Genomic DNA, 26,592 nt, shown 5'->3' with positions numbered 1-26,592 from the left:
GAACAAAATCGTCAAAAATGCCAACGGGAAAAATGTGGCGAAATTCATAAAAGAAAGAAAAGGCGTCTAAACCCTTTAAATAAAGGAGATAGGCGCCTTTCGCACTGTTAAAACTGTAAAAGATGGGTTTTTAAGAATGCAAGCCATTACTTGCGGTATTTTTGAATACATTCGCGAGCCGCTTTATCATCGCCGATCCAAGGGGCTCTTCCTTCTTCCCGGTAAATAAATGCTTCGTCTCCTTTGCCAAGCAATAAGATCGTATCGTTTTCTTTGGCATTTTCAATAGCCTGCCGTATTGCCTCGTAACGATCTTCGATATAGATGTTGGCTGTATTCTTGATTCCCTCTTTGATCATATCCGCGATCTCTTTGGGATCTTCGTCGCGAGGATCGTCTTCCGTTAAAATAACATAGTCGCAATATATATCCGCGAGCTCGCCAAAGACTTTTCGTTTGGCTACATCCCGCTTTCCCGCAGAACCGAACACGGCGATCAAATCGGAGTTATCTGGTGTGATCATTCGGCCAAACTGCATCATCTTCTCCATGCCATCAGGTGTGTGTGCGAAATCGACGATCACATTGAAGCTTTGTCCTTCTTTGATCTGTTCAAGCCGTCCTTCGACTTGCGGCAAATGAGAACAAGCGCTCAAGATCGTATCCATCGAAACGCCGCTTTCGTGCAAAGCAGCGATCGCGGCCAATAAATTGTAGATATTGTAGGTCGCGACCAAATTTGTCATGACAGAATACGCTTTGCCTTGATAGACTAGATCAAAATGCGTCGAATTGCTGTCCATTTGAATATTGATGGCTCGATAATCGGCTTCATGATCGATCCCATACGAAATGACGGGCGCCTTCGAGATCGATTTGAGCGCCTCAAACTTTTTGTCATCGATATTTAAGATCGAGACCCCATCGCTACGGACCCGATCTTTGAATAAGATACACTTGGCATCAAAATAGTTTTCTAATGTTCCATGGAAATCCAAATGGTCATATGTAAAATTCGTAAAGACTGCGACATTAAAATTGATCCCGTCCACTCTTCCTTGCGAGAGTCCATGCGAGCTGACTTCCAAAGCGCACGCTTTCATTCCCGCATTGACCATATCCGCAAGCTTCGACTGCAAAAAAAGCGCATCCGGTGTAGTTAGATCGGGCATGAGTTTTACGTCTCCATATTCGATCGCGATCGTTCCAATATAGCCACAAGGTTCAACTTCATTCATGATGGAACGGATAATATTAGCGATCGTGCTCTTCCCATTGGTTCCCGTGATCCCAAACATCGTCATTTTATCGCTAGGCCGGCCATAGAACAGGCGCGCGCACTGGTTCATCGCCGCGTTGACATCACTGACCTTGATATAGATCACGCCGTTTTGTTTCTTTTCGATCTCTCGGGAATGAACGATGCAGATCGCTCCATTTTTGATCGCGTCATCGATAAAATCGTGCCCATCGAATGTAAGTCCAGGCAGACAAAAATACACATTGTCCGGTTTGACTTTTCTTGAATCAAAACATAGACCGCTGACGTTGACTGTCGGAGCATTTTTAAAAAGTTTACTTAATCGCATTTCGATCCTTTCTATTCTACGATATAGACATTGTCTTTGATCGTTGTATAAGGAGTATAGATCCTTCCTTGATGTAATGAATCTTTTTTTATAATAACAGGATGATACTGATTTGTATAGCCGTGCATTTCATTCCCCTTTTTACTTTCGAGAAGGACTTCGAGAGTATCGAAACGCTCCATATCTATTTTTCTCAGCCGATCCGAGAGTCGTAAAAGCGCGTTGACTCGTTCTTTGACGACTGCCCCATGGACATCGCCTTTCATTTTTTCAGCTGCCGTTCCTTTACGGATCGAGTACGGGAAGACATGCAAAAAAGAAAATCTCAGTCGCTCCAATGTCTTCAAGGTCTCTTGAAACTCTTCTTCGCTTTCTTGTTTAAAGCCGCAAATCACATCGGTCGAAATCGAGAGATCCGGAATCTTCGAGCGCAAAAGCGATAGTCTTTCTTCAAATTCAGCCACCGTATATGGGCGATTCATGCGTTTGAGCGTTCTATCGCAGCCGGATTGGATCGGAATATGAAGATGGTGGAGAAGCCTAGGCTCTTTTTTCATCAGATTGATGAGCTCGTCGCTCACTTCCGTGATCTCGATCGAAGAGATCCGGTATTTGACTTGTTCCCCCGTATTTTCCAGCAATTTTTTTAATAAGCCTGCTAGATCTAGTTTTTCTTTTTCATCGTAATATCTTCCGGTATGGATCCCTGTCAATACGATTTCGATATGGCCTTTTTCTTCTAGATCTTTCGCGATCGCGATCACTTCTTGGCTTGAAAGCGATCGTTCTCTTCCTCGAGCATACGGAATGATGCAGTAGGAGCAAAACTGATTGCATCCATCCTGCACTTTCAAAAACGCGCGATGCTTGCTTTCGAATTGATCGATCGGCATCGATTCAAACGCAAACGGTTCTGCGAGATCTTCAGAAAGATCGTCTTTTTGATTCGATCGCATATGTTCGAGCAAGATATCAACGATTTCTTTTTTATGTTTGGCGCCAATGATCAGATCCACATCGAACGCCTTTTTTTCTTCTTCGCTAAGCACTTGAGCGTAGCAGCCGATCAACACAGAATAAGCGTTGGGATTGTTCCGCTTCGCTTTATGAAGCATTTGTCTTGATTTGGATGCGGCGGTATTTGTTACGGCGCACGAATTGATCAAAACGACATCGAATGTTTCATTATCTTCTTCCCAGCCAGCTTCTTTTAATTGTTTGGCATAAAATTGAGATTCATACGCGTTGACCTTGCAGCCTAAAGTAATGATCGAAAAGCGCATCAATCCACCTCCTTGTTTTCTAGATGGGTTTGATATTCCACGCAACACAGCACATAGATGCTTGCGGTTTCGGCGCGCAAGATCTGATTTCCTAATGAGCATCGAGCAAAACCGAGTTCACTGAGTTGATCGATCTCTTCGCTAGAAAATCCGCCTTCAGGACCGATCACACATGTCACGGAGCTTGGATTTTTGGATAAGTAGTTTGCTAAATGCTTGGATGGCTCGTTTTCTTTTTCGTAGGCGACTAGGTTGCAGCGGCTCTTGTATTCTTGCAAGGCGTCGATCGTCGTGATCGGCATCAATTCCACTAGATCACTCCGATTGCACTGTTTGCATGCGGCTTCTAGGATCGCGTTCCAGCGATCCATCTTTTTGATGGCTTTTTTGTCATCGAGTTGAATGATGGAATACCGCGAGACGAAAGGAACGATCCTAGAGACGCCAAGTTCGGCCGCTTTTTGAAGCATCCATTCAAATTTATCCGATTTGATCAAGGCTGTGCATAAAGTCACATCCACAAGACGAGGCTCGATCTGTTCGCGCTCGAACACGAAAACAAACGGTTTCTTTTGTGGTTTGGCTAAATAGACTTCACCATTCGAGATCAAGCGGATCGTTTCGTTTTCCTTCGTGCGCAACACATCAAAAAGGTGATGTGCTTGTTTTTCATCCAGCGGGATCGTTTGATCGAGTTCGCATTTTAGATCTGTGAAGACTTGCTTCATTGCTCTCCCTCCGAGGCGAGACGTTTGAGTTCTTTGATCTCGACAGGTTTGAGGCGTCGATATTCCCCTGGCTTTAGATCGTCCGCGCTGATCGTTCCAAAAGAGATCCGATGCAGTTTTCTTACACTGTGCCCTAAGGCCTCCATCATATTTTTGACTTGATGGTTTTTTCCTTCATAGATCGTCATTTCAAAGATCATCCGATCGCGCGTATAGTCTTTTTGACGAATGCGGATCTTTGCGGGCTGGTAAGTTTCGTTTTTTGTCTTCAAACCGTGTTTCAATCGATTGAGATCGTCTTGACTGAGCATTCCTTGCAAATTGACTAAATATGTCTTTGGGATATGGTAGCGAGGATGGATCATCATATTAGTGAAGTTTCCATCGTTGCTCAACAACAATGTACCGGATGTATCATAGTCTAGACGGCCGATCGGATAGATCCTTTCTCCTTTTGGCGCGTAGTCGAGAACGGTTTTCCGGTCTTTGTCGTCTTTGACAGAGCAGATCGTGCCTTTCGGTTTATACATAACATAATAGACTTTCGATTCTTTCGCGATTTCTTTTCCATTGACAACGATTTCGTCATTTCCGCGCACTTTGGTGCCCAGCGTATCGACGACTTTTCCGTTGACTTTCACTTTTCCAGCCAGAATGAGCTCTTCCGCTTTTCGGCGAGAGCATATTCCTGCTTGAGCAATTGCTTTTTGTAGTCTTTCCATAATTGTTACCTCGTTTATGATTCAAATAATTCGTTTTTTGTTTCTTTGATTTCGATTTCAGGAAGCGCTTGGAGCGAATCAAGCTCGAAGGCGTCCAAAAAATTTTGTGTGACTGTATATAAGAGCGGTTTCCCAATCGCATCGAGACGGTCTTTGGCTTCGATCATATCTCGGGCGACAAGCTTTTTTAGCATCATCTCGCAGCTCACACCGCGGATCTTTTCGATCTGTACACGAGTGATCGGCCCTTTATAGGCGATGATCGCTAGCGTTTCCATAGCGGCTTGCGATAAAGTCGGGGTGATCAAGTTTTCGTAAAGCCGTTTGGCGTAAGGATAAATGCTTTCTTTTGTTACAAATTTATATCGGGAAGCGTATTCGACGAGTTCGAAGCCATGATTTTCTTGTTCGCATCGTCTTTTGATCGATTTTATTTCGTTTAAGATCTCTTCTCGGCTCAGTTCTTGGAGCACGGACTGAATCTGCACCAAGCTTAGTCCTTCTTCTCCGCTCATAAATAGGAGTCCTTCGATGATCGCTGTTCTAGACATGTTTTTGATCCTTTCTATAGAGTATGATATGCTCGTTTTCCTCGATTTGATACGCGATGCTCCGCTTATGGATCAAATCGAGGATCGAAAGGAAAGAAATGATGATCATATACAGACTGCCGCATTCTCGAACAAGTTGTTCAAAAGATAAGACACCATCTTCGCTCATTTTCATACGATCCAAGATCTGCACATTTCTTTCTTCGATCGAGATCTCCTTGACATTGACTTGTGTTTGATAGGGCTTGAGGATCGCTTGTCGTTTCAGAACTGTATGAAACGCTTTTGAAAGGAGATAGATATTTTGATGATCGAGAGCGCCTTCTTCTTTGGGGATCCTCCATGTTTCGATCAAGCTTGCGCTCGCTCTTTCAAATTGCCGCTGTCTATGTTCGTATTGTATTTTCAACTGACTGCTGGCTTCTTTATATTTTTGATATTCAAGAAGGCGGGAAACGAGCTTTTCTCTTTGGTCTTCTTCATATTCTTCTTTCACTTCGACTTCTTCGCGCGGAAGAAGTTTTTTACTTTTGTATTCGATCAAACTTGCGAGTTCGCTCAAATACTCGCTGGCGATCTCGAGCTTCAGTTCTCGCATTTGTTGAATATAGGCTATATATTGATTGGCTAAAATATGAAGATCAAGATCGAACAAATCGAGTTTATTCGTTTTGATCAAATGGAGCATAAGGTCTAGAGGCCCCTCGAATTGGTCGATCGATATTTGAAATTCCATGACATCACCGTTCTAATTATAACAAATTCTAAAACATCTTCCAAAGTTTGTTTACTTCCCTATGATTTGTGATACTATGAAAAACTGAAATGGGGGGATATCTATGAAACGGGCCGTATTTTTCTTAGTGATCGGTATTTTTGTAGCGCTCGTCTTACAGCCAAATTTAGTCGCGAAGACGCCGGAACAAAATATTCGCGTACCTCAAGTTCGTGAAGACAATCCGATCACCAACGACGATGTTTCTTCGATCCCTTCGAAGCGTTCGATCAAGATCGGGATCGATGCCGGGCATGGCGGCGAGGATCTTGGCTATACGGGAAACAATGAGATTCCGGAAAAAGACATCAATTTAGAGATCGCGAAGCAAGTAGGAAAAAAGCTTAGAGCCGCTGGTTATGAAGTCATTTATACGCGGGAAGACGATCAAGTCGCGCATTCGGATGAAGCGAGCGAAAACGCTTCTCGGCTTGCGAATATGAAAGCCCAAAATGTCGATGTGCTTTTGTCCTTTCAGGCAAGTAACTCAAACGATGCGACAATGAAAGGATTTACGATTTTTACCCGTCCTGATCCGTTGAGTGAAACGCTTGCCGATGAAATCGGAAAAGAATTAGTCACGATCAATGTTTCAACATTTACCGGAGTGGATACGGATCATTATTCGAATTTTTCGATCTTGGCTGATCCAGAAGTGAAGACTTTGTTGATCGATCTAGGGTATTTAAGCAATGTGGAAGATTACGATCGGCTTCAAGACCCAGCCTATCAAGAAAAGATCGGGCAAGCGATCACCAATGCCTTTAATCAAGCCATTGAATAAGTCAATCACTGAAAGCGTTCTCAGGAACGCTTTTTTCTTTTTTGTCAAGTGATTTATGCTATAATCATCCCAAAGGAATGGGAAAAAACAATGACAGAAAAAGTAATTTATGAAGGCCCGATCTTTACGTTGGTCAAAGAAGATGTAACGATCAAAAACAAAGTCTATCAGCGAGATATCATCCATCATCCAGGAGGTGTCGGAATCTTATGCATGATCGATCATAAGATCTTGCTAGTAAAACAAGTTCGTCAAGCGATCGATCTAGAAACGATCGAGATCCCGGCAGGCAAACTTGAATATGGGGAGGATCCTCTAGAGTGCGGGATGCGCGAGCTCAACGAAGAAACGGGATACGCTTGTTCTTCGATGCGGTTGATCCAGAGCTTTTATACGACGCCTGGTTTTTGTGATGAAAAATTGTGGATCTATGAAGCCATCGATCCAATCGAGGCCAAGGAACATTTGCCCCAAGACGAAGATGAAGATCTCCATTCCTTTTGGCTGCCTCTCGAGGAAGCGTACTCGAAAGTTTTAAATCAGGAAATTACGGACGCAAAAACGATCATCGCGATTTTGTATGCCGTAGCTGCAAGGAGGGAGTAAGGTATGAATTTTATCTTTATCTCGCCAAACTATCCAGAAAGCTATTGGATGTTTTGTCGAGGTTTAAAAAAATATGGCGCCCGCGTCTTAGCGATCGTCGATACGCCATATGATTCGTTAAAACAAGAACTCAAACAATATGTGGATGAATGTTATGTGGTGAGCAGTTTCCACAATTATGATGAAATGGTCCGCGCTGTTGGTTATTTCACATTCAAGTACGGAAAGATCGACTGGATCGAATCCAATAATGAGGCATGGCTCAGCTTAGATGCTAGGCTTCGGGATGATTTTAATGTAAAAACCGGATTTACGAGTGAAAAGATCGATGAATTCCAATCAAAATCCGCCATGAAAAAGTATTATGAAAAGGCGGGTCTTGCGGTGGCTCGTTATTGTCTTCCGCATTCTTATGAGGAAGCGAAAGCCTTTGCTCATGAAGTTGGATATCCGCTTGTTTTAAAGCCAGATCATGGAGTCGGTGCATGCTTTACGTATTCAGTCCATAATGATCACGAGCTCTATGAAAGATTTGAGCAAACCAAAGATCTCCATATGATCTTGGAAGAATATATTTCTGGAGATATTGTCACTCTGGATGGAATCTGCGATGGAGATGGCCAAATTCGCTTTTTAGGCAGCATGAATTATGTGGGAAATTGTATGGATTCTGTCAACAACCAAGATTCGATCGGTTGCTTCTACGATTTCCACATTTCGGAGGAGCATCGTCAGATCGCTCAAAATGTAATCGATGCTTTTGGTTTGAAAAACCGCTTTTTCCATGGCGAATACTTTAAGCTTTTGGAGGATAAGGAAGGTCTTGGCAAAAAAGGCGATCTGATCGGTCTGGAAGTCAACTTCCGGCCACCTGGAGGATTTGCGCCTGATTTGATGAACTATTCCAACGACATGGATGTTTATTCTTTATGGGCAGAGATCTTATTGACGAAAAACGCCTCGTATTCGAAGCTCAAAAAGTATTCGGCTGGTTTTGCTGGGCGTAGAAATTCGATCAACTATCGATATACGACCGAGGAGATCGAATCGATGTTTTCCGATGAGCTGATCGATACAGAAAAGCTTCCGCCTGCTTATGCAGCGACTATGGGCGATATTACGATCAAAGCTCGTTTTTCCAACAATGGAAGACGTGAGGAGTTCTTTAGAACCGCATTGGAACGATTAGGAGAATAAAATTGATTTTAAAGTTTGATGTATACATGCATATGTTGGATACATATCGGAAGATCCATATGTATTTGCCGGATGATTATTTAACTTCCAACAAAAAATATCCTGTATTGTATATGTTTGACGGTCACAATCTATTTTATGACGAGGACGCGACCTATGGCCGGTCTTGGCGTTTGATTGACGCGATCCAAAGAAATGGAAAAGAAATCATAGTGGTAGGACAGGAATGTTCTCATGAAGGCAATGATCGCCTGAATGAGTATTCTCCCTACCCTTTTTACGATACTCATTTTGGTTCTTTTCCAGGGAAAGGAGAAGCGACGATGAATTTTTTGATTGAAGACCTCAAACTATATATAGATTTGCACTTTCCGACTTTGAGCGATCGCAAGCATACTTGGATCGGCGGCTCGAGCTGCGGCGGATTGATGGCTTTATATGCGGTTTTCAAGTATTCGAAAGTTTATTCGAAAGCGATCGTCCTTTCCCCTTATATCTTGCCGACTTTGAATATGTTGATGGCGGATATCAATGAAACATATATTCTTCATCATACTGCGATCTATTTGTCTTGGGGGGCGCAAGAAGGTGATGGAATGCATGAATTCGTAATGGAGACTAAGGGCTGTACAGACCTTGCCAATCTGCTTTTGAAAAAAGGGGTCCGGATCCATTTTCATGTAAAGCCATTAGGGAGACACTGTGAAGAAGATTGGGAGAAAGAAAGCGATCAGTTTCTTTCCTTTTTGATGCATGAATCGTAAAGTTGTCGTTAAGCGTTTGAAGAAAAAGGAGGTTGGTCGTGAGATCGTGATCAGCGATATCCATGGCAATCTTTCTTTATATCAAAGGCTTTTACAGAAGATCGACTATAAAAAAGGAGAAGATCGGCTGATTTTGCTGGGAGATCTAGTGGAAAAAGGACCCCAGAACTTGCAGCTTGTCCGTTTCGTGATGCAGCAAGTTGAAAGTGAGGATGTGCATTGTATTACTGGCAATTGTGATTTTGTCGCCAAAAACATTTTGTATAATTATCGACTTCCCTTTCTAAAATCGGTCCTTTCTGTTCGCAAAAACTCTTTGATTCATGAAATGGCTTCTGAAATCGGGATCGAGATGGATCGAATGGATATGGATGAATTTGCGTATGCGCTTCGAAAAGCGTTTTTGAAGGAACTTAGTTTTTTGAATGATCTACCTCATGTGATCGAGACGGAAACGACGATCTATGCGCATGCGGCGATCGAAAATGAAGAAACGTTTGGGGATGATTTTCGGGAAGTTATGGCAAGTCCTTTTTTCTTTACGCGTCCTGTTTCTTTTCATAAAAAAGTCGTGGTCGGACATATTCCAGTGAGCGAGTATTGCGACTCGATCGCGCGTTTTGATCCTTTGTTTGATGGGACGAAAAACATTTATTCAATCGACGGGGGGAATATGGTCAAATCCGCAGGTCAGCTCAACGCTTTGATTTTTGAAAAAGATCATTGTATGAGCGTACATATTGAGGATCAGCCTGTTTATCGTGTTGTTCGGGATGTCAACCCTTCGATACAGATTCCTTTTTATATCAACTTTAATCAAGGAAAGATCGATGTTTTAGAAGAACAAGAACAACAAGCGCTCGTATATTCTGAGCATCATCATCGCCAATTTTGGATCGATCGTGCTTTTGTCAAAACTTTTGGCAATGACTTAAAGGGAACGGATTATACGAATTATCATATACCATTAAAAAAAGGCGAACACGTTCACGTCGTGTTCACCTATTCAAATAAAGCGCAAGTCAAGAAAAACGGATTTCTTGGCTGGGCGTTTTTGGAAGATTTAGAGCCGGTCTGAGACTTGCTCTTTTTCTTTCGCTTCTTCTAAGTAGACGATCAAATAATCGACTTCTTCTTGGCTTGTGTGGAAGCTTGTGACAAAACGGATCACAGGATCATCGTTCCAATAGTCCCAGATCTCAAATTCAACTCGTTTTTTTAAGTATTCGTATTCATTATGATTCACGACTAAGAATACTTGATTGGTTTCAGATTTTACGAAAAGCGGATAGCCTAATTCGAGCGCTTTGACCTGAATTTGCTGCGCCAGCTCATTTTGATGTTTAGCGATCTTATAAAAAGCGTCGTTTTTGAACAAACCGATAAATTGGAGTCCTAGAAGCCATCCTTTGGCAAGCATCGCTCCCGATTGCTTCATCACAAAACGAAAATACGGTTTCAACATTCCGTTGGAAATGATGATCGCTTCTCCGATGAGAGCTCCATTTTTCGTTCCTCCAATCGAGAATAAATCGAACCAGCGCGCCATATCGTTGAGTGTATAGTCTACACCCGACATGAGCGCGGAGCCGACTCTAGCTCCATCACACATTAAATATAGATTCAGTTCATCGCATACACGTCTAATTTCCTCGATTTCTTTGCGCGTATAGACAGTGCCCAGTTCGGTCGCGTTTGATATATAGACGGCTTTAGGAAAGACCATGTGCTCAAATTGGAGCATGTGATCGTCATAGACTTTCCGAATGGCGCTAGCGCTCAGTTTTCCGGATGCGTTCGGGACAGTGATCACTTTATGTCCCGTTGCTTCGATCGAGCCAGTTTCATGGGTCGCGATATGCCCTGTATCGCAAGCGATCACCGCTTCAAACGGACGAAGCAGATGCTTGATCATTGAAATATTGCTCAATGTACCGCCAGCGATGAAGTGGACATCGACTTGTGAGTCTGGCATCTTGGAGCGGATCAATTCTTCCGCTTCTTTACAATATGGGTCTTGCCCATATCCATTTATGCTTTCGTCATTTGTTTTAGATAGGAGTTCTAATATTTCTGGAATACAGCCTTGTCCATAATCGTTTTTAAAAAAAAGCATACTCGTCACCTCTGTCTTTCATTATACTAAAATTTAGATACAAAAACGAGCGTTTCCGCCCGTTTTCATGTGTATCTATGCAGCAAGTCCCATTGGCTCTTCTTTGAAGAGTCTCTCGTCCATCGTCTTCAGATCTTCTGCGATGGCTGGAGCAAATTCCATTTGATCGAGAATATCTTTTTGAAGATCGATTCCTGGGGCGATTTCTGTAAGTGTGAAGACACCATCTCTTAGTTCAAAGACAGCGCGCTCCGTAATATAGAGTACTTTTTGACCGGATTTCTTCGCGAAATCAGCGGAGAATGTGACTTGTTCTAGATCTTTGATAAACTTTTTGACTTTTCCTTCTTCAAGGATTTCAAGCTTTCCATCGCCAATCTTTTCTTTCAAGCCTTTGGCCGTAAATGTTCCACAGAATACTACGACAGGAGTCGATTGGGAAATATTGATAAATCCACCACATCCTGCGATACGAGGTCCAAAACGAGAAACGTTGATATTTCCTTTTGGATCGCATTCTGCTAATCCTAAGAAACATTGATTCAAACCGCCGCCATCATAGAAATCGAACATGGCTGGCGAATCGATCGTGCAATCAGGATTGGTCGCGGAACCAAAACCGACACCTGAAGATGGCACTCCGCCAATATTTCCAGCTTCAACAGTCAATTGAAGTCCTTGAATGCCTTCCTCATTGGCTACATTGGCTACACCTTCTGGCATACCGATTCCTAAATTCACGATCGAATCATCATGCAATTCCATCGCAGCTCTTCTTGATACGACTTTTCGAGCATTGAGCGGCATTGGTTCCAGCGCGTTCAATGGTTTTTTGATCTGACCAGACAATTCTGGTTTGTAGGGATCCATATACGTTTGCCAATGATTTTCTGGAGTCCCTTTCACGATGTAATCGACCAAGATTCCAGGAACTTTGACATGTTTTGGATCGAGTGTCCCATTTTCTACGATATCTTCGACTTGAGCGATCACGATTCCACCTGTGTTATGTACTGCTTCGGCGAGGGCTAGGGCATCGAGGAATGCAGCTTCCTTTTCCATTGTCATATTGCCTTTTTCATCCGCGTATGTACCACGAATGACGCCGACGTTTAATTTTTTAAACGGTTTATAGCGTAAATACTCTTCCCCATCGATTTCCATCACTTCAACGAGATCTTCTTTTGTGATATCATTCATCTTTCCGCCTTGCAGACGTGGATCGACAAATGTGTTCAATCCGATTTTTGTGATAACGCCTGGCCGTTTAGCGGCAATTTCTCGAAGAAGCTGTTCCAATGTGCCGATCGGGAGATTCCATGCTTGGACTTTATCTTCTACGACGAGCTTTTGAAGAGCTGGAACTAGATTCCAATGCCCTCCAACGATCGAGCGAAGAAGACCTTCATGCGCAAGATGATTCATTCCTAATCGATCGGTTCCATCTCCAACGTTTGTCGGGAAGACGAGATCGAGGTTTTTTGGATGCCCTTCTTCCAAAAAGCGCTTTTCAATGGCGTATGTGACTTCTTGAGGATGACACATTCCAATGAATCCGCTCATTACGATGCGGTCGCCATCTTGCACGAGCGCGGCCGCTTCACTTGGTGTTACGATTTTTGCCATGCAGACACCCTCTTACTTATTTTGGAAGACTTTATCTTTGACTTTATTCAAGAAGCAGTCCATTCCATATGTTTGGTCTTCGCTAGCGAAGCAAGCGGAAAAATCTTCGACTTCTTCTTTGATTCCATCGTCGATGCTTCCTTGTAGACCGGCATCGATCGCTTTTTTCGCTTTTTCAACCGCGATCGGCGCGTTTTTCGCGATGCCTTTTGCCATTTTCTGTGCAGCTTCCATCAATTGATCCGCTGGATAGACAGCATTGACAAGCCCAATTTCATAAGCACGGTCGACTTTAATATTTCTTCCTGTGAAGATCATTTCTTTCGCGATTCCTACAGGGATCAAACGGGCAAGACGTTGTGTTCCTCCAAATCCTGGAGTGATTCCTAATCCAACTTCTGGTTGTCCAAAGACTGCGTTTTCACTAGCAAGACGAATATCGCAAGACATTGCGAGCTCGCATCCTCCTCCAAGCGCAAAACCATTCACGGCTGCGATCACTGGGCAGTGAAGCGTTTCGATCATACGGAAGATCTTGTTTCCATACGCTCCATATTCAGCAGCTTCTTCCACTGTTTTGTCTTTCATTTCAGCGATATCTGCGCCAGCTACAAAGGCTTTTGATCCTGCTCCTGTTATGATCGCGCAATATGTGTCTGGATCGTTTTTAACGAGTTCTACAGCTTGTTCAAGGTCAGCAAGGACGGCTGTGGAGAGCGCGTTGAGCGCTTTTGGGTTGTTGATCGTGATCGTTGCGATATGATCTTTTTTTTCAATTTCTACGAATGTCATTTTCTTTCTTCCTTTCAAAAAAAGGCGAATGTGTTTCGCCTTTGATCAATCTTAATATTTATAGAATCCTTCGCCAGTTTTGCGGCCAAGTTTTCCTGCGCGAACCATTTTCTTTAACAAAGTCGTTGGACGATATTTAGGATCGCCTGTTTCGTCATAAAGAACGTTCATGATCGCAAGGACGATATCCAATCCAACAAGGTCGCCCAAGGCTAGAGGTCCCATTGGATGGTTGGCGCCTAATTTCATTGCGGTATCGATATCTTCAACAGAAGCAACACCTTCTTGAAGGATGCCTGTTGCTTCGTTGATCATCGGGATCAAAATACGGTTTACGACAAAGCCAGGGGCTTCATTGACTTCAACTGGTGTTTTACCAATTTCTTTCGAGATCGCGATAATTTCGTCTTTGACTTCTTCTGGAGTGTTCGCACCTGAAATCACTTCAACGAGTTTCATACGATCCGCAGGGTTGAAGAAATGCATACCGATCACTGGATGCTGAATTCCATTCGCGATTTCTGTGATTGAGAGCGAAGAAGTGTTCGATCCAAAGATCGCGTCTTCTTTCACGATACCATCCAACATTTTGAAAAGATCTTTTTTGACTGGCATTTGTTCTAAGACAGCTTCTACAATCAAATCACGATCGGAAAGATCTTCATAAACGCCCGCTTTTAAATTTGCTTTCGCGGCATCAGCGGCTTCTTGCGTGATCTTGCCTTTCGCTACAAGTTTGTCTTTTCCAGCGCAGATCTTGTTGACACCGTTTTCTGCCCATTCTTTTTTAACATCGACTACGATTACATCATTTCCAGCGCTTGCGAACGCGTTGGCAATTCCTTGCCCCATCGTTCCGGCGCCTACTACACCAATTTTTCTTGTCATAATTTAGTATACTCCTTAAGCTGCTTTCGCTTTTTTGATTTCTTCAACGAGAAGTGGAAGAACTTCGTCTACATTGCCAACAAATCCCATATTGGCGATCTTGAAGATTTCCGCTTCAGGGTCACGATTGATCGCGATGATCATATCCGATTTTTCCATTCCAGCTACGTGTTGTACAGCGCCCGAAATTCCACAAGCGATATAGAGAGAAGGACGAACAGTTTTTCCGGTTTGCCCAACTTGAACATCTTTATCCATGAATCCATCTTCGACTACAGCACGTGTCGCGCAAACTTCTCCTCCAAGTTCTTTAGCGCATTCTTTGATCGTTTCGATGCTGTGCTCAGCTCCACGACCTACGCCTACAAGGATGTTCGCTTTCGTGATATCGACACCTTCCAAAGCTTTTGCCACTGTTTCCATGATTTCGACTTGTGGTGTTGTCGATTCCCATTCTGGTTTGAATTCGATGATTTCCCCTGTGCGAGTTTCATCGATAGGTGCCATGTCAAACACTTTTGGACGGATCGTGGCCATTTGAGGACGTGTGTCAGGGCAAACGATCGTACCGAATAAGTTACCGCCAAATGTAGGACGAGTAACAAGAAGGAGCGCTTCTCCATCGGCTACTTTATCTTGGTCGATATCGATCTTTGTCGCGTCAGCTGTAAGTCCAGCATTGATCCGGGCAGCCACACGAGGTGCTAAATCGCGTCCTAATACAGTTGCGCCTGTCAAGAAAGAGTCTGGTTTGAATTCTTTGATGATTTGTGTGAGCGCATCCGCATAGAACTGCGTCGAATAGTCTTTAAGAAGAGGATCATCGACAATGATCACTTTGTCCGCGCCATGCGCGATCACTTCTTCTGCTTTATCTTTCACATTGTCGCCTAACAACACGCCGACAACTTTGTAATCCATATTTGGGATCGTGGAGACAAGTTTGCGGGCTTCGGAAATCAATTCGTACCCGACTTCCGCAGGCTCTCCATTTTTTTGTTCTACGAATACGTAGATATCTTTATAATCAGGAAATTTTGCCATCTTTGCTTACTCGCCTTTCTACTTCGTGATCAATTGCTTGTCTTTCAACGTTTTCGCAATCAATTCAGCTGTTTCCTGAGCAGGAAGATCGAATGTCTCTGTTGCTGCGGAAACGTCTTTTGTAAATGTTCTATGAACTTTTGTTGGAGAACCGGCTAGACCGATTTCGTTTTGCGGAAGGATGTCGACCAAATCATCATAAGTCATGATCTGAACTGGATTGTTGAACGAATCCACGATATCCATGCAGTTCATATAACGAGGTTTATTCATGCCAGAGAGTGTCGTTAACACAGCTGGGAGCTTGACTTTCAAGATTTGTTCTTCATCTTCGAGCGCTTTGCGAACAACAGCGTATTCTGGAGTCAATTCGATGATCTCATCCACATAAGTGACTTGAGGAATATTCAAGCGTTCTGCAGTTTGAGGACCAACTTGCGCTGTATCGCCATCGATCGCTTGACGTCCGGCGATGATCAGATCGTATCCGATCTTGTCAAGAGCGGCCGCCAAAGTACGGCTAGTCGCGCAAGTGTCCGCACCGCCTAGGCGACGGTCTGTCAAAAGAACCGCATGATCGGCTCCGCGGGCGATCGTTTCTTGAAGCATACCTTTCGCTTGAGGAGGCCCCATGGAAATAACAGTGATTTCTACAGAATCGTCTTTGTCTTTCAAAGCGAGCGCCGCTTCAAGACCAGCAAGATCATCTGGGTTGATGATACTAGGAACGCCATCGCGGACCAAAGTACCTGTATTTTTATCGACCGTGATTTCTGTTGAATCCGGTACTTGTTTTACGAGAACAGCTATTTTCATATTAAGATCCTTTCTTTCACGATTACTTCAACATAGCGCCAGAGATGACCATGCGCTGTACTTCGGAAGTTCCTTCATAGATTTCAGTGATCTTCGCATCGCGGAACATTCTTTCGACTGGAAGATCGCGCGTGTATCCATATCCGCCCATGAGCTGGATCGCTTTTGTCGTAACATCCATTGCCGTTTCAGCGGCGAACAACTTCGCTTCTGCCGCAAGAACCGAATATGGTTCTCCGTTTTCTTTGGCCATGGCTGCTTTATAAACAAGAAGACGAGCAGCGTCGACGGCTGTTTGCATATTGGCTAATTGGAATTGAGTGTTTTGGAATTTCGCTAAAGAACGTCCAAATTGTTTACGTGCTTTTACATAAGGAATGACTTCATCGATCGCTCCTTGCGCGATACCTAAAGCTTGGGCCGCGATACCGATCCGTCCTCCATCGAGCGTCATCATCGCGATCTTGAACCCTTGCCCTTCTTTTCCTAAAAGGTTTTCTTTTGGAATACGTACATTATTGAAGATCAATTCGCTTGTCGCAGATCCACGAATACCTAATTTCTTTTCATGTAGACCGATTGTAAAGCCTGGAGTGTCTTTCTCTACGATAAATGCGGAGATACCACGAGTCCCTTTGGACTTGTCTGTCATCGCAAAGATAATATAGACATCAGCCTCTCCTGCGTTCGTGATGAAGATCTTCGTTCCATTCAAAATGTAATCGTCTCCATCTTTAACAGCGTATGTTTGCTGTCCAGCGGCGTCTGTTCCGGCATTTGGTTCCGTCAAACCGAACGCAGCTAATTTTTCACCACTCGCAAGTGGTCTCAAATATTTTTCTTTTTGTTCTGGCGTGCCAAATTGAGCGATCGGCCAAGTGCCTAATGAGGTATGTGCTGATAATACGACACCTGTCGTCGCGCATTTCTTGCTAAGTTCTTCGACCGCAAGAATATAGCTTAGATAATCCGCACCTGCTCCACCGTATTCACGTGGATAAGGGATTCCAAGCATTTTACTTTGCCGCATAACTTCTACGCTTTCCTTTGGGAAACGTTCGTTTTCATCAACGTCGGCAGCGTTTTCTTTTACTTCGTTTTCTGCAACTTCTCTGAACAACTTCTGCATCATTTTTTGTTGTTCTGTCAAATTGAAATCCATAAATGAAGTTCTCCTTTCCCATATTAATTGAACTTTTTAGTCTGGATTGCATGAAATAGAAAGATTTTTCATACAGATTTATTGTAAAGCTGTTACATTCTCAAGTCAATACTATTTGTTAATTCTTTAACAAGTGATATGATAGAAATTGTGGAAAGGAGTTTGAGAATTATGTTATTGAAAAATGGACATGTCTTCCCCGTTGAAGGAGAAGATTTTTTTGGCGATATTCGTATTTCTAAAAACGTAATCGCGGGTGTTGGCAAAGATCTAGATGCTCTTCCAAAAGAAGAAATCATCGATTGTACAGGATTGAATATCTATCCAGGTATGGTCGAAGCGCACTGTCATCTTGGCATGGAAGAAAGTTCGATCCGAATGGAAGGTAACGATGTCAATGAGATGTCGGATCCTCTCACTCCCCAAGTTCGAGGGATCGATGGCTGTTATATTTTGGATGAATCCGTCAAAAATGCACGTGAAGCGGGGATCACTTGTGTTGCGGCCGGTCCCGGAAGCGCGAATGTAGTTGGCGGAACATTTGTTTGCTATAAAACGAATGGAAAGTGCATCGATGATGCGATCGTACAAGAGAACATTGCGATGAAGGCGGCGTTTGGAGAAAATCCTAAACGGGTCTATCAAGATTCGAAAATCAAAACTCGAATGAATATTGCGGCTCTTTTAAGAAATTTGTTGTTCAAGACAAAAGAGTATATGGAGAAAAAAGAGAGTGGAAAAGATGTTCCATTTAACATGCAGTATGAGGCGATGATTCCTGTTCTTAAAAAGGAAATGCCGCTCAAGTGTCACGCACACCGGAGCGACGATATCCTTACAGCGATCCGGATCGGTAAAGAATTCGATCTTGACTTGACTCTTGATCATGTCACGGATGGAGCGATCATAGTCGATAAGATCAAAGAAAGCGGATATCCGTGTATTGTGGGTCCTGCTTTCACCCATAAAAGTAAATATGAATTGAAAGCTAAATCGTTCAAGACGCCAAAGGTCATGAAAGAGCACGGGATCTTGTTTTCGATCACCACGGATTCCCCTGTTGTTCCTCAAGAATATTTGCCGATTTGTGCGGCTTTGAGCGTCAAAGAAGGCTTGAGCGGGAAAGACGCGATCGAGGCGATCACTTTATCGCCAGCAAAGATTTTGAAGATCTCTGATCGTGTTGGAAGCATCAAGGTGGGTAAAGATGCGGATTTGATCGTTTGCACTTCTTCCCTTCTCGATCCGCAAAATGAGATCAAAAATGTTTTTATTGATGGAAAACAAATCAATTAAAAGCGCTTTCCACTTATTAAAAAATTCACAAATCATTGACAGAGCTCTGGAAAGAGCCTAATATAACGTTAGAAATCTCTTACGAGAGTAGAAAGAGGGTATTTACAAAGTATGAACAAAGCCTATATTGTCGCTGCGAAACGCAGTGCGATCGGTACTTTTTTAGGAAGCTTAACGAATGTTCCTGCGGCTGAATTAGGAGCCACTGTTTTAAAGGCAGCGATCCAGGAAGCGGGTATCGAACCAAAAGATATTAATGAAGTCATCATCGGAAACGTAATTTCGGCGGGTCTTGGACAAAATATTGCGCGTCATATCGCGTTGGATGCTGGAATTCCTGAAACGATTCCTGCGCATTCAATCAACATGGTATGTGGTTCAGGTCTTGAAGCTGTCATCGAAGCTACGATCCGTATCCATGCTGGATGGGGTGATGTGTATGTAGCTGGTGGTGTTGAAAACATGTCCGCTGCTCCATATTTGGTCAATGGCAAAAACCGCACTGGCACGAAAATGGGAAATCAAACCGTTGTGGATGCAATGATCTATGATGCATTGACAGATGCAATGAACAATGTACACATGGGTGTAACAGCTGAAAATATCGCGAAGAAATACGATATTACGCGTGAAGCGCAAGACGAATTCGCTCTTGCTTCGCAAGAAAAAGCGTTGATGGCGATCGCTGAAGGTAAATTCAAAGATGAGATCGTTCCAATCGAAATCAAAACGAGAAAAGGCGTGACGGTTTTCGATACGGATGAACACCCTCGTCAAACAAGTTTAGAAAAACTCGCCAAGCTTCGTCCTGCTTTCATTAAAGATGGAACAGTCACTGCTGGTAACGCTTCTGGAATCAACGATGGTGCGAGCATGGTCATCGTTGCTAGCGAAGAAGCTGTTAAAAAATACAATTTGAAACCAATCGCTGAGATCATCGGTTGTGGTCAAGGCGGCGTCGATCCACTCGTAATGGGTCTTGGTCCTACGCCAGCGATCTTGAATGCGTTAAAAGATGCGGATCTTACTCTTCAAGATATGAACTTGATCGAGCTGAATGAAGCGTTCGCTTCCCAATCTCTTGGTGTTGTTCATGAATTGATCGAAAAGACAGGCATCGACCGCAAAGCGTTGATGGAGATCACAAACGTCAATGGTGGCGCGATCGCTCTTGGTCACCCAGTAGGTGCTTCTGGAAACCGTATCCTCGTTTCCCTTCTCCATGAGATGATCAAGCGTAAAGCAAAATATGGTCTTGCTTCCCTTTGCATCGGCGGCGGTATGGGTGTCGCTGTCATCGTTAAAAACGTAGAAGACTAATCAAAACAATAAAGAGGTTGTTGTTAGAAACGAAATTCTAAACACCTCTTTTTTTTGAGCAACAAATTCAAAACAGAATCTAAAAAACGTAGGATCGTCAACAGGTCCTACGTTTTTTCTACGAAATTCACTGATTTTTAAAGTCTACGATCGAGCACAAGCTTTTTAAATAGTTCGATATCGGAACATTGTAAAGCTTGAATGCTTAGATCATGACGGTCATACGCTTGAAGCCACTACAGGATTTCGAAATCCGTTTGTTTGGTTTCTACTCGACCTTGGCTAATTCCTTGATTCAAGATCTTCTTCGTCTTTTCTTCATCAAAAACGATCATAATGCTCAAGATCCCATTTTTATAGACAGCATCAATTTTTCCCTCCATTTTTTCAACGAGATTTTTTACGATCGCCAATCCTAAACCAGTGGATTTTTGAGCTGTATCCACTGTATAAAATCGATCGAACAATTTTCCGACTTGAATCGGATCCAATGCGTTCGTTCGATTTGAAATAATGATCTCTCCTTGCTCCGTTAATACAATCGTCAAATCTCCTTCGCTATATTTTATAGCGTTGTTCAATAAATTGGAAAAAATACGAGATAACGATGAACGATCGAGCATTCGAATAACTTTCGTCTCGCATATTTGAATATTTGGCGTGATTTTTCTATCGATCAACGTACCATAGAAAGCTGCGATGCTTTCTTCTAACGCCGAATTGATCAATACAGGCTCTTTTTTCATTTTTATAGTGGATGAAGCGCTCACTGAATACTGGAAAAGCTCTTCAGCAAGTTGAGCGAGTATCTCCATTCTCTTTTTAATAATGGCTATATAGTGTTTTGAAGCGGACGTATGTTCTTGTTTTTCCAAAAGCTCAATATAGCCGTAGATCGCAGTCATTGGCGTTCGAATATCGTGGGATAGACTGGAGATCGCATTTTGAACTTCGCGTTCTCCGTTTTGATACTGAATGCTTTTTTGACGCAGGATCTTAAGCTGCCGATTCAGTGTCGTAGCCAAGCTTCGAATAAACTGATCTTGACTGGAAACGTCGATCAAAATATTTGTATCATGATCAAGTCGGTCGATGAGTCCTCTTTCGATTTCTTGAATCGATGTTCGCAAACAATAAATTTTTATTGATAAAACTACTATACTACCCACTAAAATACCGATTATCATCCATAACCACAATTCCAAAACAAATTCTCCTTAATTGATCTTTTTTTTCTGAAAAACCCTAAGACCTATGATCACAGTTCCAAAGGTGAAAACGAGTGAATAGACAGGAAGGATCGATAAATGAATCGAATCGAGAGTGGCACATTGTATCACTTGACCTCCAAGATTTGCATCATACAAGAACTGGAACACTTTTCGTTCATCTTCTTCTAAAAAACTTGGATTTTTCGACTCCTCGTAAACTGGCTCTCCTGCTTCCATCCGCATTCCTAATATAGTTTCAGGTTCATTGAGCATCTTGTTGAGATAAAGACCGCTCAACAAAAATAAAAAGGCCAGCAAAATAGAGAGAATTGCTGTAATCGACTTGCTTGAGCATATCATAGCGATCATCGTGTAGACACTTGAAAAAGCAACAGAAAGAAAGAAAACAGTCATAATAAGTTGGAACACGATTTTTGGCTCAAACGTCAAACCACCCAACAACGGGATCCCAACAATAAAATAGGTAAAAAAGAAAACACAACCCATAAGCAAGCTTACAAATACGCAGACAATGAAATTGGAAAGATAGATGTCTATCCGTTTTTTTCCAACTACGATCTTATTCCGGATCGTTCCGTCACTATATTCTTGGCCTACAAAAAAACTACAAAAGATCGCCATCACGATTCCGATCAAGATCGCAAATTGTCCAAAGGCACTATCGGGCGTTTCGATGATATTCGTTTTGATTTCATTGATCTTCTTCAATATCGGAAATAAAGCGCCAAGAACAAGCATCCATGAAAACAAGATCCAAAACACTTTTTCTTTCCATAATCGCATAAAGTTGGCGGATAAGAGATTACGCATGATCCTTGCCTCCTAAAAGAGAAATATAGTAGCTTTCTAAGCTTTCTTCTTTTTCTTGGAGCGAGAGAACTTCGCAATTTTCCTTCTTCAGCATCAAGATCAATTCGGAAATATTGATTTTTGAATAAATATCAGCCGTCGTCTTTGAAAGAATCGAATACTCCAAGTGTTTTGAATCCAGTAGGCGAGAGAGTGTATGAATATTTGTGACTTCGATCCGGATATAGGATCGACATGCCAATTCTAATTCTTTCGCGCTTATCTCTTTTATGATCCGACCTCGTTCAATAAACCCATAATGGGTTGCTAGCTTCGATAACTCATCTAAAAAATGGCTGGATATCAATACTGTGATTTGTTGTTCTTTGTTTAATTTCAAGATCAGTTCACGTATTTCGACGATTCCTTGTGGATCAAGTCCATTGATCGGCTCATCGAGAACGATAAAATCAGGACGACCTACGAGTGCGATCGCAATTCCTAGTCTTTGACGCATTCCTAAGGAAAAGTGTTTCGCTTTTTTCTTTCCTGTGTCGTTTAATCCAACAAAACGCAAGATCTCCTCTAGACCATCCAACGAGGGAAGTCCTAAGATCTTTGCTTGCTGGATCAAATTCTCTTTCGCGCTAAGGTCTAGATAAATGGATGGAGTTTCTATGATGGCTCCCATTCTTCGACGCGATTCTATGATCGAAGGATCATGATTTAAATTCTCATAGAGCGTATACTCCCCTTCATCTGGTTGTTGTAAACCGCAAATCAAACGAATCAACGTGGTCTTTCCTGCTCCGTTTTTTCCTATAAATCCATAAATCGATCCTTTTGGAATATGCAACGAAAGTCCGTTTAAGGCTTGAAAGTTTTTATAACTTTTTGTTAAACCATTGATTTTTAGAACGTATTCCATATTGGTTTTTTCCTCCTTGTCAATTTAGAGGCATTATAGCGACAAAGAGTAAATAAAAAAGGCAAGGAAAGAGTAAAGAAAAAGTAAAGATTATTGAGATTTCATTTTGAAGCCAATTCCCCATATCGCTTCAATAGAGTCTTTTTCACTTACTTCTCGTAATTTCTTTCTCAAATTGCTGATATGCATTTTCAAAGAACCTTCCGTACAATCGGGTGTATCGTCACTAATTCGATCGAGCAGTTGGGATTTTGTGATCACTTGATTCGGATTGATCATAAGAAGTTTTAAGATCGCAAATTCCGTACGTGTCAACTTGATTTCTTTTCCTTGAACATTTAAAAGACGCGTATCCATATTTAATTCCAGTTCATCAAATACGAGGATCCCTTGATTGAGAGAAGATCGAAATGTGCGAAGATGGATCGCAATGCGAGCTAATAATTCTCTTGGATAAAACGGTTTCGTGATATAGTCGACCGCTCCGCCGGAAAGCAAATCCACCTTGTGATCTAGATCAACTTTAGCACTCAAGACGATCACTGGAATATCTTGAATTGCTCTTAATACTTCTTCCCCGCACAATCCTGGCAGCATCAAATCAAGAAGGACAAGATCCGGTGAATGATTCGAAAGAAAAAGGAGCGCTTCTGTTCCCGAGAAAGCGCGAGCTATACGATATCCTTCGGCGATGAGAATTTCTTGAAGAACATTTCCAATTTCCAAGTCATCCTCAACGATCAAGATCATTTTCATTGTCCGAACCTCCTCTATCGTTGCTATTCATTATACGAAGGATCGGTTCGGATAGAAAGTTACGAAAATAATTCTGAATCTTAATATATTTCAGTTTTATATATATAATTTTTATATATATAATGTTATAATAAACCTACAGAAAGGAGACGGATCTATGCGATTTCCATTACCAGCTCCAATGCTTGAATTTTTGATTCTTGCGTGTTTGGAAAAACAAGACTCGTATGGATACGAAATTTGTCAAACGATCAAAACGATCCAAAATATCAAAGAACCTGTGCTGTATCCAATCTTAAAAAAGCTGCAGAGTGAAAAACAGATCGATAGTTATGAAAAGACGATCCGTAATCGTCGTCGAAAATATTACACGCTCACTTTACAAGGTCGTGAAGAACTGACTGCTATGCGCAAAGATTGGAAACAATACGAAACAAAGATCGATGCTATCGTGTAAACGAAAGGAGAAACGAATGTCGAACCGTTATTATGAACAATTAAGGAATCAATTGCTTGCACATCATTCTCCTCAAGAAGTTGAGGATATGATTGCTTATTTACAAGAAGCCACGGAAGAATCGGGCTTAGCTGAAGAAGAATATTTGGCTTCCCTAGGACCGATCGAAGAGGTAGTATCCTATTTTGAAGGAGAAGAAGCCAAAACGAAAGAAGCTTCCCTACCTCCTATTCCATCCCAAACGAATAAAAGTCTTTACTTTGAAACGTTGAAAAGTGTGCTGATTTCGATTCCTAATGGACAAATTGTCCTTCAAACAAACGATGTGGCACAAATCCGCTGTGAAAAAGGGCAAGAATTTCTCAATATTCTGCAAGAGGAAGCAAAACTAATCATTAGCGCCAAACCTCAATCTAAGATCAGCTTATTTAAGAAGAAATATCCGGAAATCATCTTGCATGTCGATCTTCCTCATAACTTGGATCTCGAATGGCTAGAGATCCACAGCGTGAACGCTGAAATGAAAGTGATCGACCAGCAGGCGAGCTCGGCTCGATTTGAAGTCGTGAACGGCAATCTTTTTTTAGAAAATAACAACTTTGACTCCACGAAGATCTCAAGTGTGAACGGAGATATTGATATCGTTGCTAATGAACTTGGAACGCTTCGTTTCGATACGGTCAATGGCGATGCGAAATTACAGTCTTGCAGGATCAAGGAAGGAAAGATCTCTTCTGTCAATGGCAAACTGATCCTAGGAATCGAAACAAACTCCTCGATTCGAGTAAACACAGTATGCGGAACGATCAAAACCGAAATCAATAAGCAAAAAGATTTTATTTTCTCCTCGATTCCTGGTTCTCAAATGCGTTTTCCAGGTACAGATCCAGAATCAATATTAAAAATCAGCACAGTCAGCGGCAAGATCCAATTTATAGAATAGACGAAAAAGGAACGATTTGACCCTCGTTCCTTTTTTTATCGATCTAGCTTTAGAAATTCATGATTGATTTTTTTATAAAGAAAGGACGCGAGAAAATCTAAATGTTAGCATACGACCTTCACGATCTATGCGCTTAAAACCGCCAAAAGCACGACAAAAATAGGCGGTAAAGAAAACCAGCCACCTAGGATCGCAACAAAAGTTCCTGCGAGACTTCCAGCAAAACTTTCTCCATCGCCAGATAACGTTCCAGGAACGATGAGAGCGGCCATGACCGTATAAGGTAAGAGGCGCAAAAAAGTTCGCCAACGCTTAGAAAAATGGATCGAATCGATCAACAGCGCTGGAAGCACGCGAGGAAGATAGGTCGCAAGAGAAAGCAAGCCGATCAAGATCGCCATCTTCATGAAAGATCCTCCTCGGATAGAACGAACGTTCCAACAAAAGCTCCTGCCAGACTGCCTATGATCAATCCGGCATTCGAAGAAACAAAACTAGAAATCAGCATCCCAATCAAAGCGGACACGCCTACCGGGATCCAAAGCTTTTTTAGTTTACACAAGGCGGGCATCAGAAGCGCGATAAACATCGCATAGAGCGCCATCCCAAAAGATGCCATTAAAGAAGCGGATAAATAACCAGATAAACCATAGCCGATCAGCGTTCCTAAATTCCAGGAAAGCCATGCCCCAAGCATGATCCCAAAAAAGATCATGCCACTTCCCTTGTTTTTTTCATCTTCCATCGTATATACCGCAAATACTTCATCTGTCACGCCAAAAGCGAGGATACAACGTTTCCACCATGGAACATGTCGCAAATCTTCCATAACAACTGTACTCATAATAATATGACGCAAATTCATGATGAAGACGGTCATAACGATCGCAATCATTCCGATTCCTTTGGCAAGCATCCCAGCTGCGCTCATTTGACCTGCTCCTGTATAGACAAATAAAGACATCGATATCGTTTCTAGAAGATTCAAACCAAAAGTACGAGCGAGCGAGGCATAAGCGATCGCGATCGGAATGTAGTCAAGCATGATCAGAATACTTTGACGAACACCTTTTAGAAATGATTTCATCATCGATCCCTCCTTTTGAATGGTTTCACTTTAATCTATTTAACAAAAAAAAAAGAAAGCCGCTTTTGATCAGCCCCCTGTCAAGTAGACACGGGAAATAATTTACTGGAGATCCGCCTCTTTAATAGCACTTGCTATTAAAGAGGCCTTTTTTTCATCTATACCTTCCCAGTATTTTTTGATTCGTTTATTCTCTTTGATTGGATACAGTACCTGGATTTAGTATTAATGGTGTATTCCTTAAACCTCTGAAAATTCAAGTGGTAGAATGTCATAAGAAGAACAATTTGAATTCCAGAATGAGGAGGAATGAAAAATGGCAAAACATTATGACAGAGAAT

28 protein-coding genes are annotated in these 26,592 nt (G+C 42.2%); 9 read left to right on the top strand and 19 right to left on the bottom strand.

Annotated features, from left to right (window positions below):
• Positions 1 to 146 precede the first annotated feature (146 nt).
• Genes BO225_RS10655 through BO225_RS10630 form a run of 6 tightly spaced genes read right to left on the bottom strand, consistent with a single transcriptional unit; the run spans position 147 to position 5,609 of the window.
• The gene (locus tag BO225_RS10655; protein ID WP_076342203.1) at positions 147 to 1,589 is read right to left on the bottom strand and encodes a UDP-N-acetylmuramoyl-L-alanyl-D-glutamate--2,6-diaminopimelate ligase; all 1,443 of its coding nucleotides are present in this window, start codon (positions 1,587 to 1,589) and stop codon (positions 147 to 149) included.
• An 11-nt stretch (positions 1,590 to 1,600) separates the two neighbouring features.
• A complete protein-coding gene (mtaB, locus tag BO225_RS10650) occupies positions 1,601 to 2,872 on the bottom strand; it encodes a tRNA (N(6)-L-threonylcarbamoyladenosine(37)-C(2))-methylthiotransferase MtaB (protein ID WP_076342202.1) in 1,272 nt (423 codons plus the stop codon).
• Positions 2,872 to 3,600: an RsmE family RNA methyltransferase gene (locus BO225_RS10645; protein WP_076342201.1), complete on the bottom strand. Its 729-nt coding sequence runs from the start codon at positions 3,598 to 3,600 to the stop codon at positions 2,872 to 2,874. The genes mtaB and BO225_RS10645 overlap by 1 nt, the downstream gene beginning before the upstream one ends.
• A complete protein-coding gene (locus BO225_RS10640; RefSeq protein WP_076342200.1) occupies positions 3,597 to 4,322 on the bottom strand; it encodes a pseudouridine synthase in 726 nt (241 codons plus the stop codon). Before BO225_RS10640 ends, BO225_RS10645 begins: the two co-directional genes overlap by 4 nt.
• Before the next feature lie 14 nt (positions 4,323 to 4,336).
• A complete protein-coding gene (scpB, locus tag BO225_RS10635; RefSeq protein WP_076342199.1) occupies positions 4,337 to 4,873 on the bottom strand; it encodes an SMC-Scp complex subunit ScpB in 537 nt (178 codons plus the stop codon).
• The gene (locus BO225_RS10630) at positions 4,866 to 5,609 is read right to left on the bottom strand and encodes a segregation and condensation protein A (protein ID WP_076342198.1); all 744 of its coding nucleotides are present in this window, start codon (positions 5,607 to 5,609) and stop codon (positions 4,866 to 4,868) included. Before BO225_RS10630 ends, scpB begins: the two co-directional genes overlap by 8 nt.
• Before the next feature lie 103 nt (positions 5,610 to 5,712).
• Here BO225_RS10630 and BO225_RS10625 point away from each other — a divergent pair, with 103 nt between their 5' ends.
• From BO225_RS10625 to BO225_RS10605, 5 genes are all read left to right on the top strand, one after another.
• Complete coding sequence (locus BO225_RS10625; protein ID WP_076342197.1) at positions 5,713 to 6,432, top strand: N-acetylmuramoyl-L-alanine amidase; 720 nt, start codon at positions 5,713 to 5,715, stop codon at positions 6,430 to 6,432.
• 90 nt (positions 6,433 to 6,522) lie between these two features.
• Entirely contained in the window at positions 6,523 to 7,038 is a 516-nt protein-coding gene (locus tag BO225_RS10620) for an NUDIX hydrolase (protein ID WP_076342196.1), read from the top strand.
• Positions 7,039 to 7,041: 3 nt separating this feature from the next.
• Positions 7,042 to 8,235, top strand: a complete 1,194-nt coding sequence (locus BO225_RS10615) for an ATP-grasp domain-containing protein (protein WP_076342195.1) — start codon at positions 7,042 to 7,044, stop codon at positions 8,233 to 8,235.
• 2 nt (positions 8,236 to 8,237) lie between these two features.
• The gene (locus tag BO225_RS10610) at positions 8,238 to 8,999 is read left to right on the top strand and encodes an alpha/beta hydrolase (RefSeq protein ID WP_076342194.1); all 762 of its coding nucleotides are present in this window, start codon (positions 8,238 to 8,240) and stop codon (positions 8,997 to 8,999) included.
• Positions 8,989 to 10,077 (top strand): metallophosphoesterase, encoded by a 1,089-nt coding sequence (locus BO225_RS10605; protein ID WP_076342193.1) that lies wholly within the window; start codon positions 8,989 to 8,991, stop codon positions 10,075 to 10,077. Before BO225_RS10610 ends, BO225_RS10605 begins: the two co-directional genes overlap by 11 nt.
• Here the strand turns inward: BO225_RS10605 and BO225_RS10600 are convergent.
• The 7 genes from BO225_RS10600 to BO225_RS10570 form a co-directional block, all read right to left on the bottom strand.
• Positions 10,063 to 11,115 carry a threonine aldolase family protein gene (locus BO225_RS10600; protein ID WP_076342192.1) on the bottom strand — a complete coding sequence of 351 codons (1,053 nt, stop codon included), beginning with the start codon at positions 11,113 to 11,115 and terminating at the stop codon, positions 10,063 to 10,065. The two genes, BO225_RS10605 and BO225_RS10600, sit on opposite strands and share 15 nt — an antisense overlap.
• 75 nt (positions 11,116 to 11,190) lie before the next feature.
• Positions 11,191 to 12,741: an acyl CoA:acetate/3-ketoacid CoA transferase gene (locus BO225_RS10595; RefSeq protein WP_076342191.1), complete on the bottom strand. Its 1,551-nt coding sequence runs from the start codon at positions 12,739 to 12,741 to the stop codon at positions 11,191 to 11,193.
• 12 nt (positions 12,742 to 12,753) lie between these two features.
• Complete coding sequence (locus tag BO225_RS10590; RefSeq protein ID WP_076342190.1) at positions 12,754 to 13,533, bottom strand: enoyl-CoA hydratase-related protein; 780 nt, start codon at positions 13,531 to 13,533, stop codon at positions 12,754 to 12,756.
• A gap of 51 nt (positions 13,534 to 13,584) precedes the next feature.
• Complete coding sequence (locus BO225_RS10585; RefSeq protein ID WP_076342189.1) at positions 13,585 to 14,421, bottom strand: 3-hydroxyacyl-CoA dehydrogenase family protein; 837 nt, start codon at positions 14,419 to 14,421, stop codon at positions 13,585 to 13,587.
• Between the two features lie 15 nt (positions 14,422 to 14,436).
• Positions 14,437 to 15,465, bottom strand: a complete 1,029-nt coding sequence (locus tag BO225_RS10580) for an electron transfer flavoprotein subunit alpha/FixB family protein (RefSeq protein WP_076342188.1) — start codon at positions 15,463 to 15,465, stop codon at positions 14,437 to 14,439.
• An 18-nt stretch (positions 15,466 to 15,483) separates the two neighbouring features.
• Positions 15,484 to 16,281: an electron transfer flavoprotein subunit beta/FixA family protein gene (locus tag BO225_RS10575; protein WP_076342187.1), complete on the bottom strand. Its 798-nt coding sequence runs from the start codon at positions 16,279 to 16,281 to the stop codon at positions 15,484 to 15,486.
• A 22-nt stretch (positions 16,282 to 16,303) separates the two neighbouring features.
• Positions 16,304 to 17,443, bottom strand: coding sequence for an acyl-CoA dehydrogenase (locus BO225_RS10570; protein ID WP_076342186.1), 1,140 nt, complete (start codon positions 17,441 to 17,443; stop codon positions 16,304 to 16,306).
• Positions 17,444 to 17,614: 171 nt separating this feature from the next.
• Between BO225_RS10570 and BO225_RS10565 the strand changes: the two genes are divergently transcribed.
• Both BO225_RS10565 and BO225_RS10560 read left to right on the top strand, forming a co-directional pair.
• Positions 17,615 to 18,739: an amidohydrolase gene (locus tag BO225_RS10565; RefSeq protein WP_076342185.1), complete on the top strand. Its 1,125-nt coding sequence runs from the start codon at positions 17,615 to 17,617 to the stop codon at positions 18,737 to 18,739.
• A gap of 111 nt (positions 18,740 to 18,850) precedes the next feature.
• Positions 18,851 to 20,059 carry an acetyl-CoA C-acetyltransferase gene (locus BO225_RS10560; protein WP_076342184.1) on the top strand — a complete coding sequence of 403 codons (1,209 nt, stop codon included), beginning with the start codon at positions 18,851 to 18,853 and terminating at the stop codon, positions 20,057 to 20,059.
• A gap of 236 nt (positions 20,060 to 20,295) precedes the next feature.
• Here BO225_RS10560 and BO225_RS10555 read toward each other — a convergent pair whose 3' ends face one another.
• From BO225_RS10555 to BO225_RS10540, 4 genes are all read right to left on the bottom strand, one after another.
• Entirely contained in the window at positions 20,296 to 21,264 is a 969-nt protein-coding gene (locus tag BO225_RS10555; RefSeq protein WP_083632194.1) for a sensor histidine kinase, read from the bottom strand.
• A 12-nt stretch (positions 21,265 to 21,276) separates the two neighbouring features.
• Complete coding sequence (locus BO225_RS10550) at positions 21,277 to 22,101, bottom strand: ABC transporter permease (protein WP_076342182.1); 825 nt, start codon at positions 22,099 to 22,101, stop codon at positions 21,277 to 21,279.
• Positions 22,094 to 23,008, bottom strand: coding sequence for an ABC transporter ATP-binding protein (locus BO225_RS10545; RefSeq protein ID WP_076342181.1), 915 nt, complete (start codon positions 23,006 to 23,008; stop codon positions 22,094 to 22,096). Before BO225_RS10545 ends, BO225_RS10550 begins: the two co-directional genes overlap by 8 nt.
• A 90-nt stretch (positions 23,009 to 23,098) precedes the next feature.
• Positions 23,099 to 23,764 carry a response regulator transcription factor gene (locus tag BO225_RS10540; protein ID WP_076342180.1) on the bottom strand — a complete coding sequence of 222 codons (666 nt, stop codon included), beginning with the start codon at positions 23,762 to 23,764 and terminating at the stop codon, positions 23,099 to 23,101.
• A 157-nt stretch (positions 23,765 to 23,921) separates the two neighbouring features.
• Here BO225_RS10540 and BO225_RS10535 point away from each other — a divergent pair, with 157 nt between their 5' ends.
• A complete protein-coding gene (locus tag BO225_RS10535; protein ID WP_076342179.1) occupies positions 23,922 to 24,221 on the top strand; it encodes a PadR family transcriptional regulator in 300 nt (99 codons plus the stop codon).
• A 16-nt stretch (positions 24,222 to 24,237) separates the two neighbouring features.
• Positions 24,238 to 25,164 (top strand): DUF4097 family beta strand repeat-containing protein, encoded by a 927-nt coding sequence (locus BO225_RS10530; protein WP_076342178.1) that lies wholly within the window; start codon positions 24,238 to 24,240, stop codon positions 25,162 to 25,164.
• A gap of 125 nt (positions 25,165 to 25,289) precedes the next feature.
• Here the strand turns inward: BO225_RS10530 and BO225_RS10525 are convergent, their stop codons facing one another.
• Positions 25,290 to 25,571, bottom strand: a complete 282-nt coding sequence (locus BO225_RS10525; protein WP_076342177.1) for an AzlD domain-containing protein — start codon at positions 25,569 to 25,571, stop codon at positions 25,290 to 25,292.
• Positions 25,568 to 26,254 (bottom strand): AzlC family ABC transporter permease, encoded by a 687-nt coding sequence (locus BO225_RS10520; protein WP_076342176.1) that lies wholly within the window; start codon positions 26,252 to 26,254, stop codon positions 25,568 to 25,570. The genes BO225_RS10525 and BO225_RS10520 overlap by 4 nt, the downstream gene beginning before the upstream one ends.
• Positions 26,255 to 26,592: the final 338 nt, after the last annotated feature.

Origin of the sequence: Dubosiella newyorkensis, from assembly GCF_001945605.1 — a bacterium.
Classification (GTDB): domain Bacteria; phylum Bacillota_I; class Bacilli_A; order Erysipelotrichales; family Erysipelotrichaceae; genus Dubosiella; species Dubosiella newyorkensis.
Note: the sequence above shows the minus strand (reverse complement) of the source record. Positions and strands in the feature narration are given on the sequence as shown.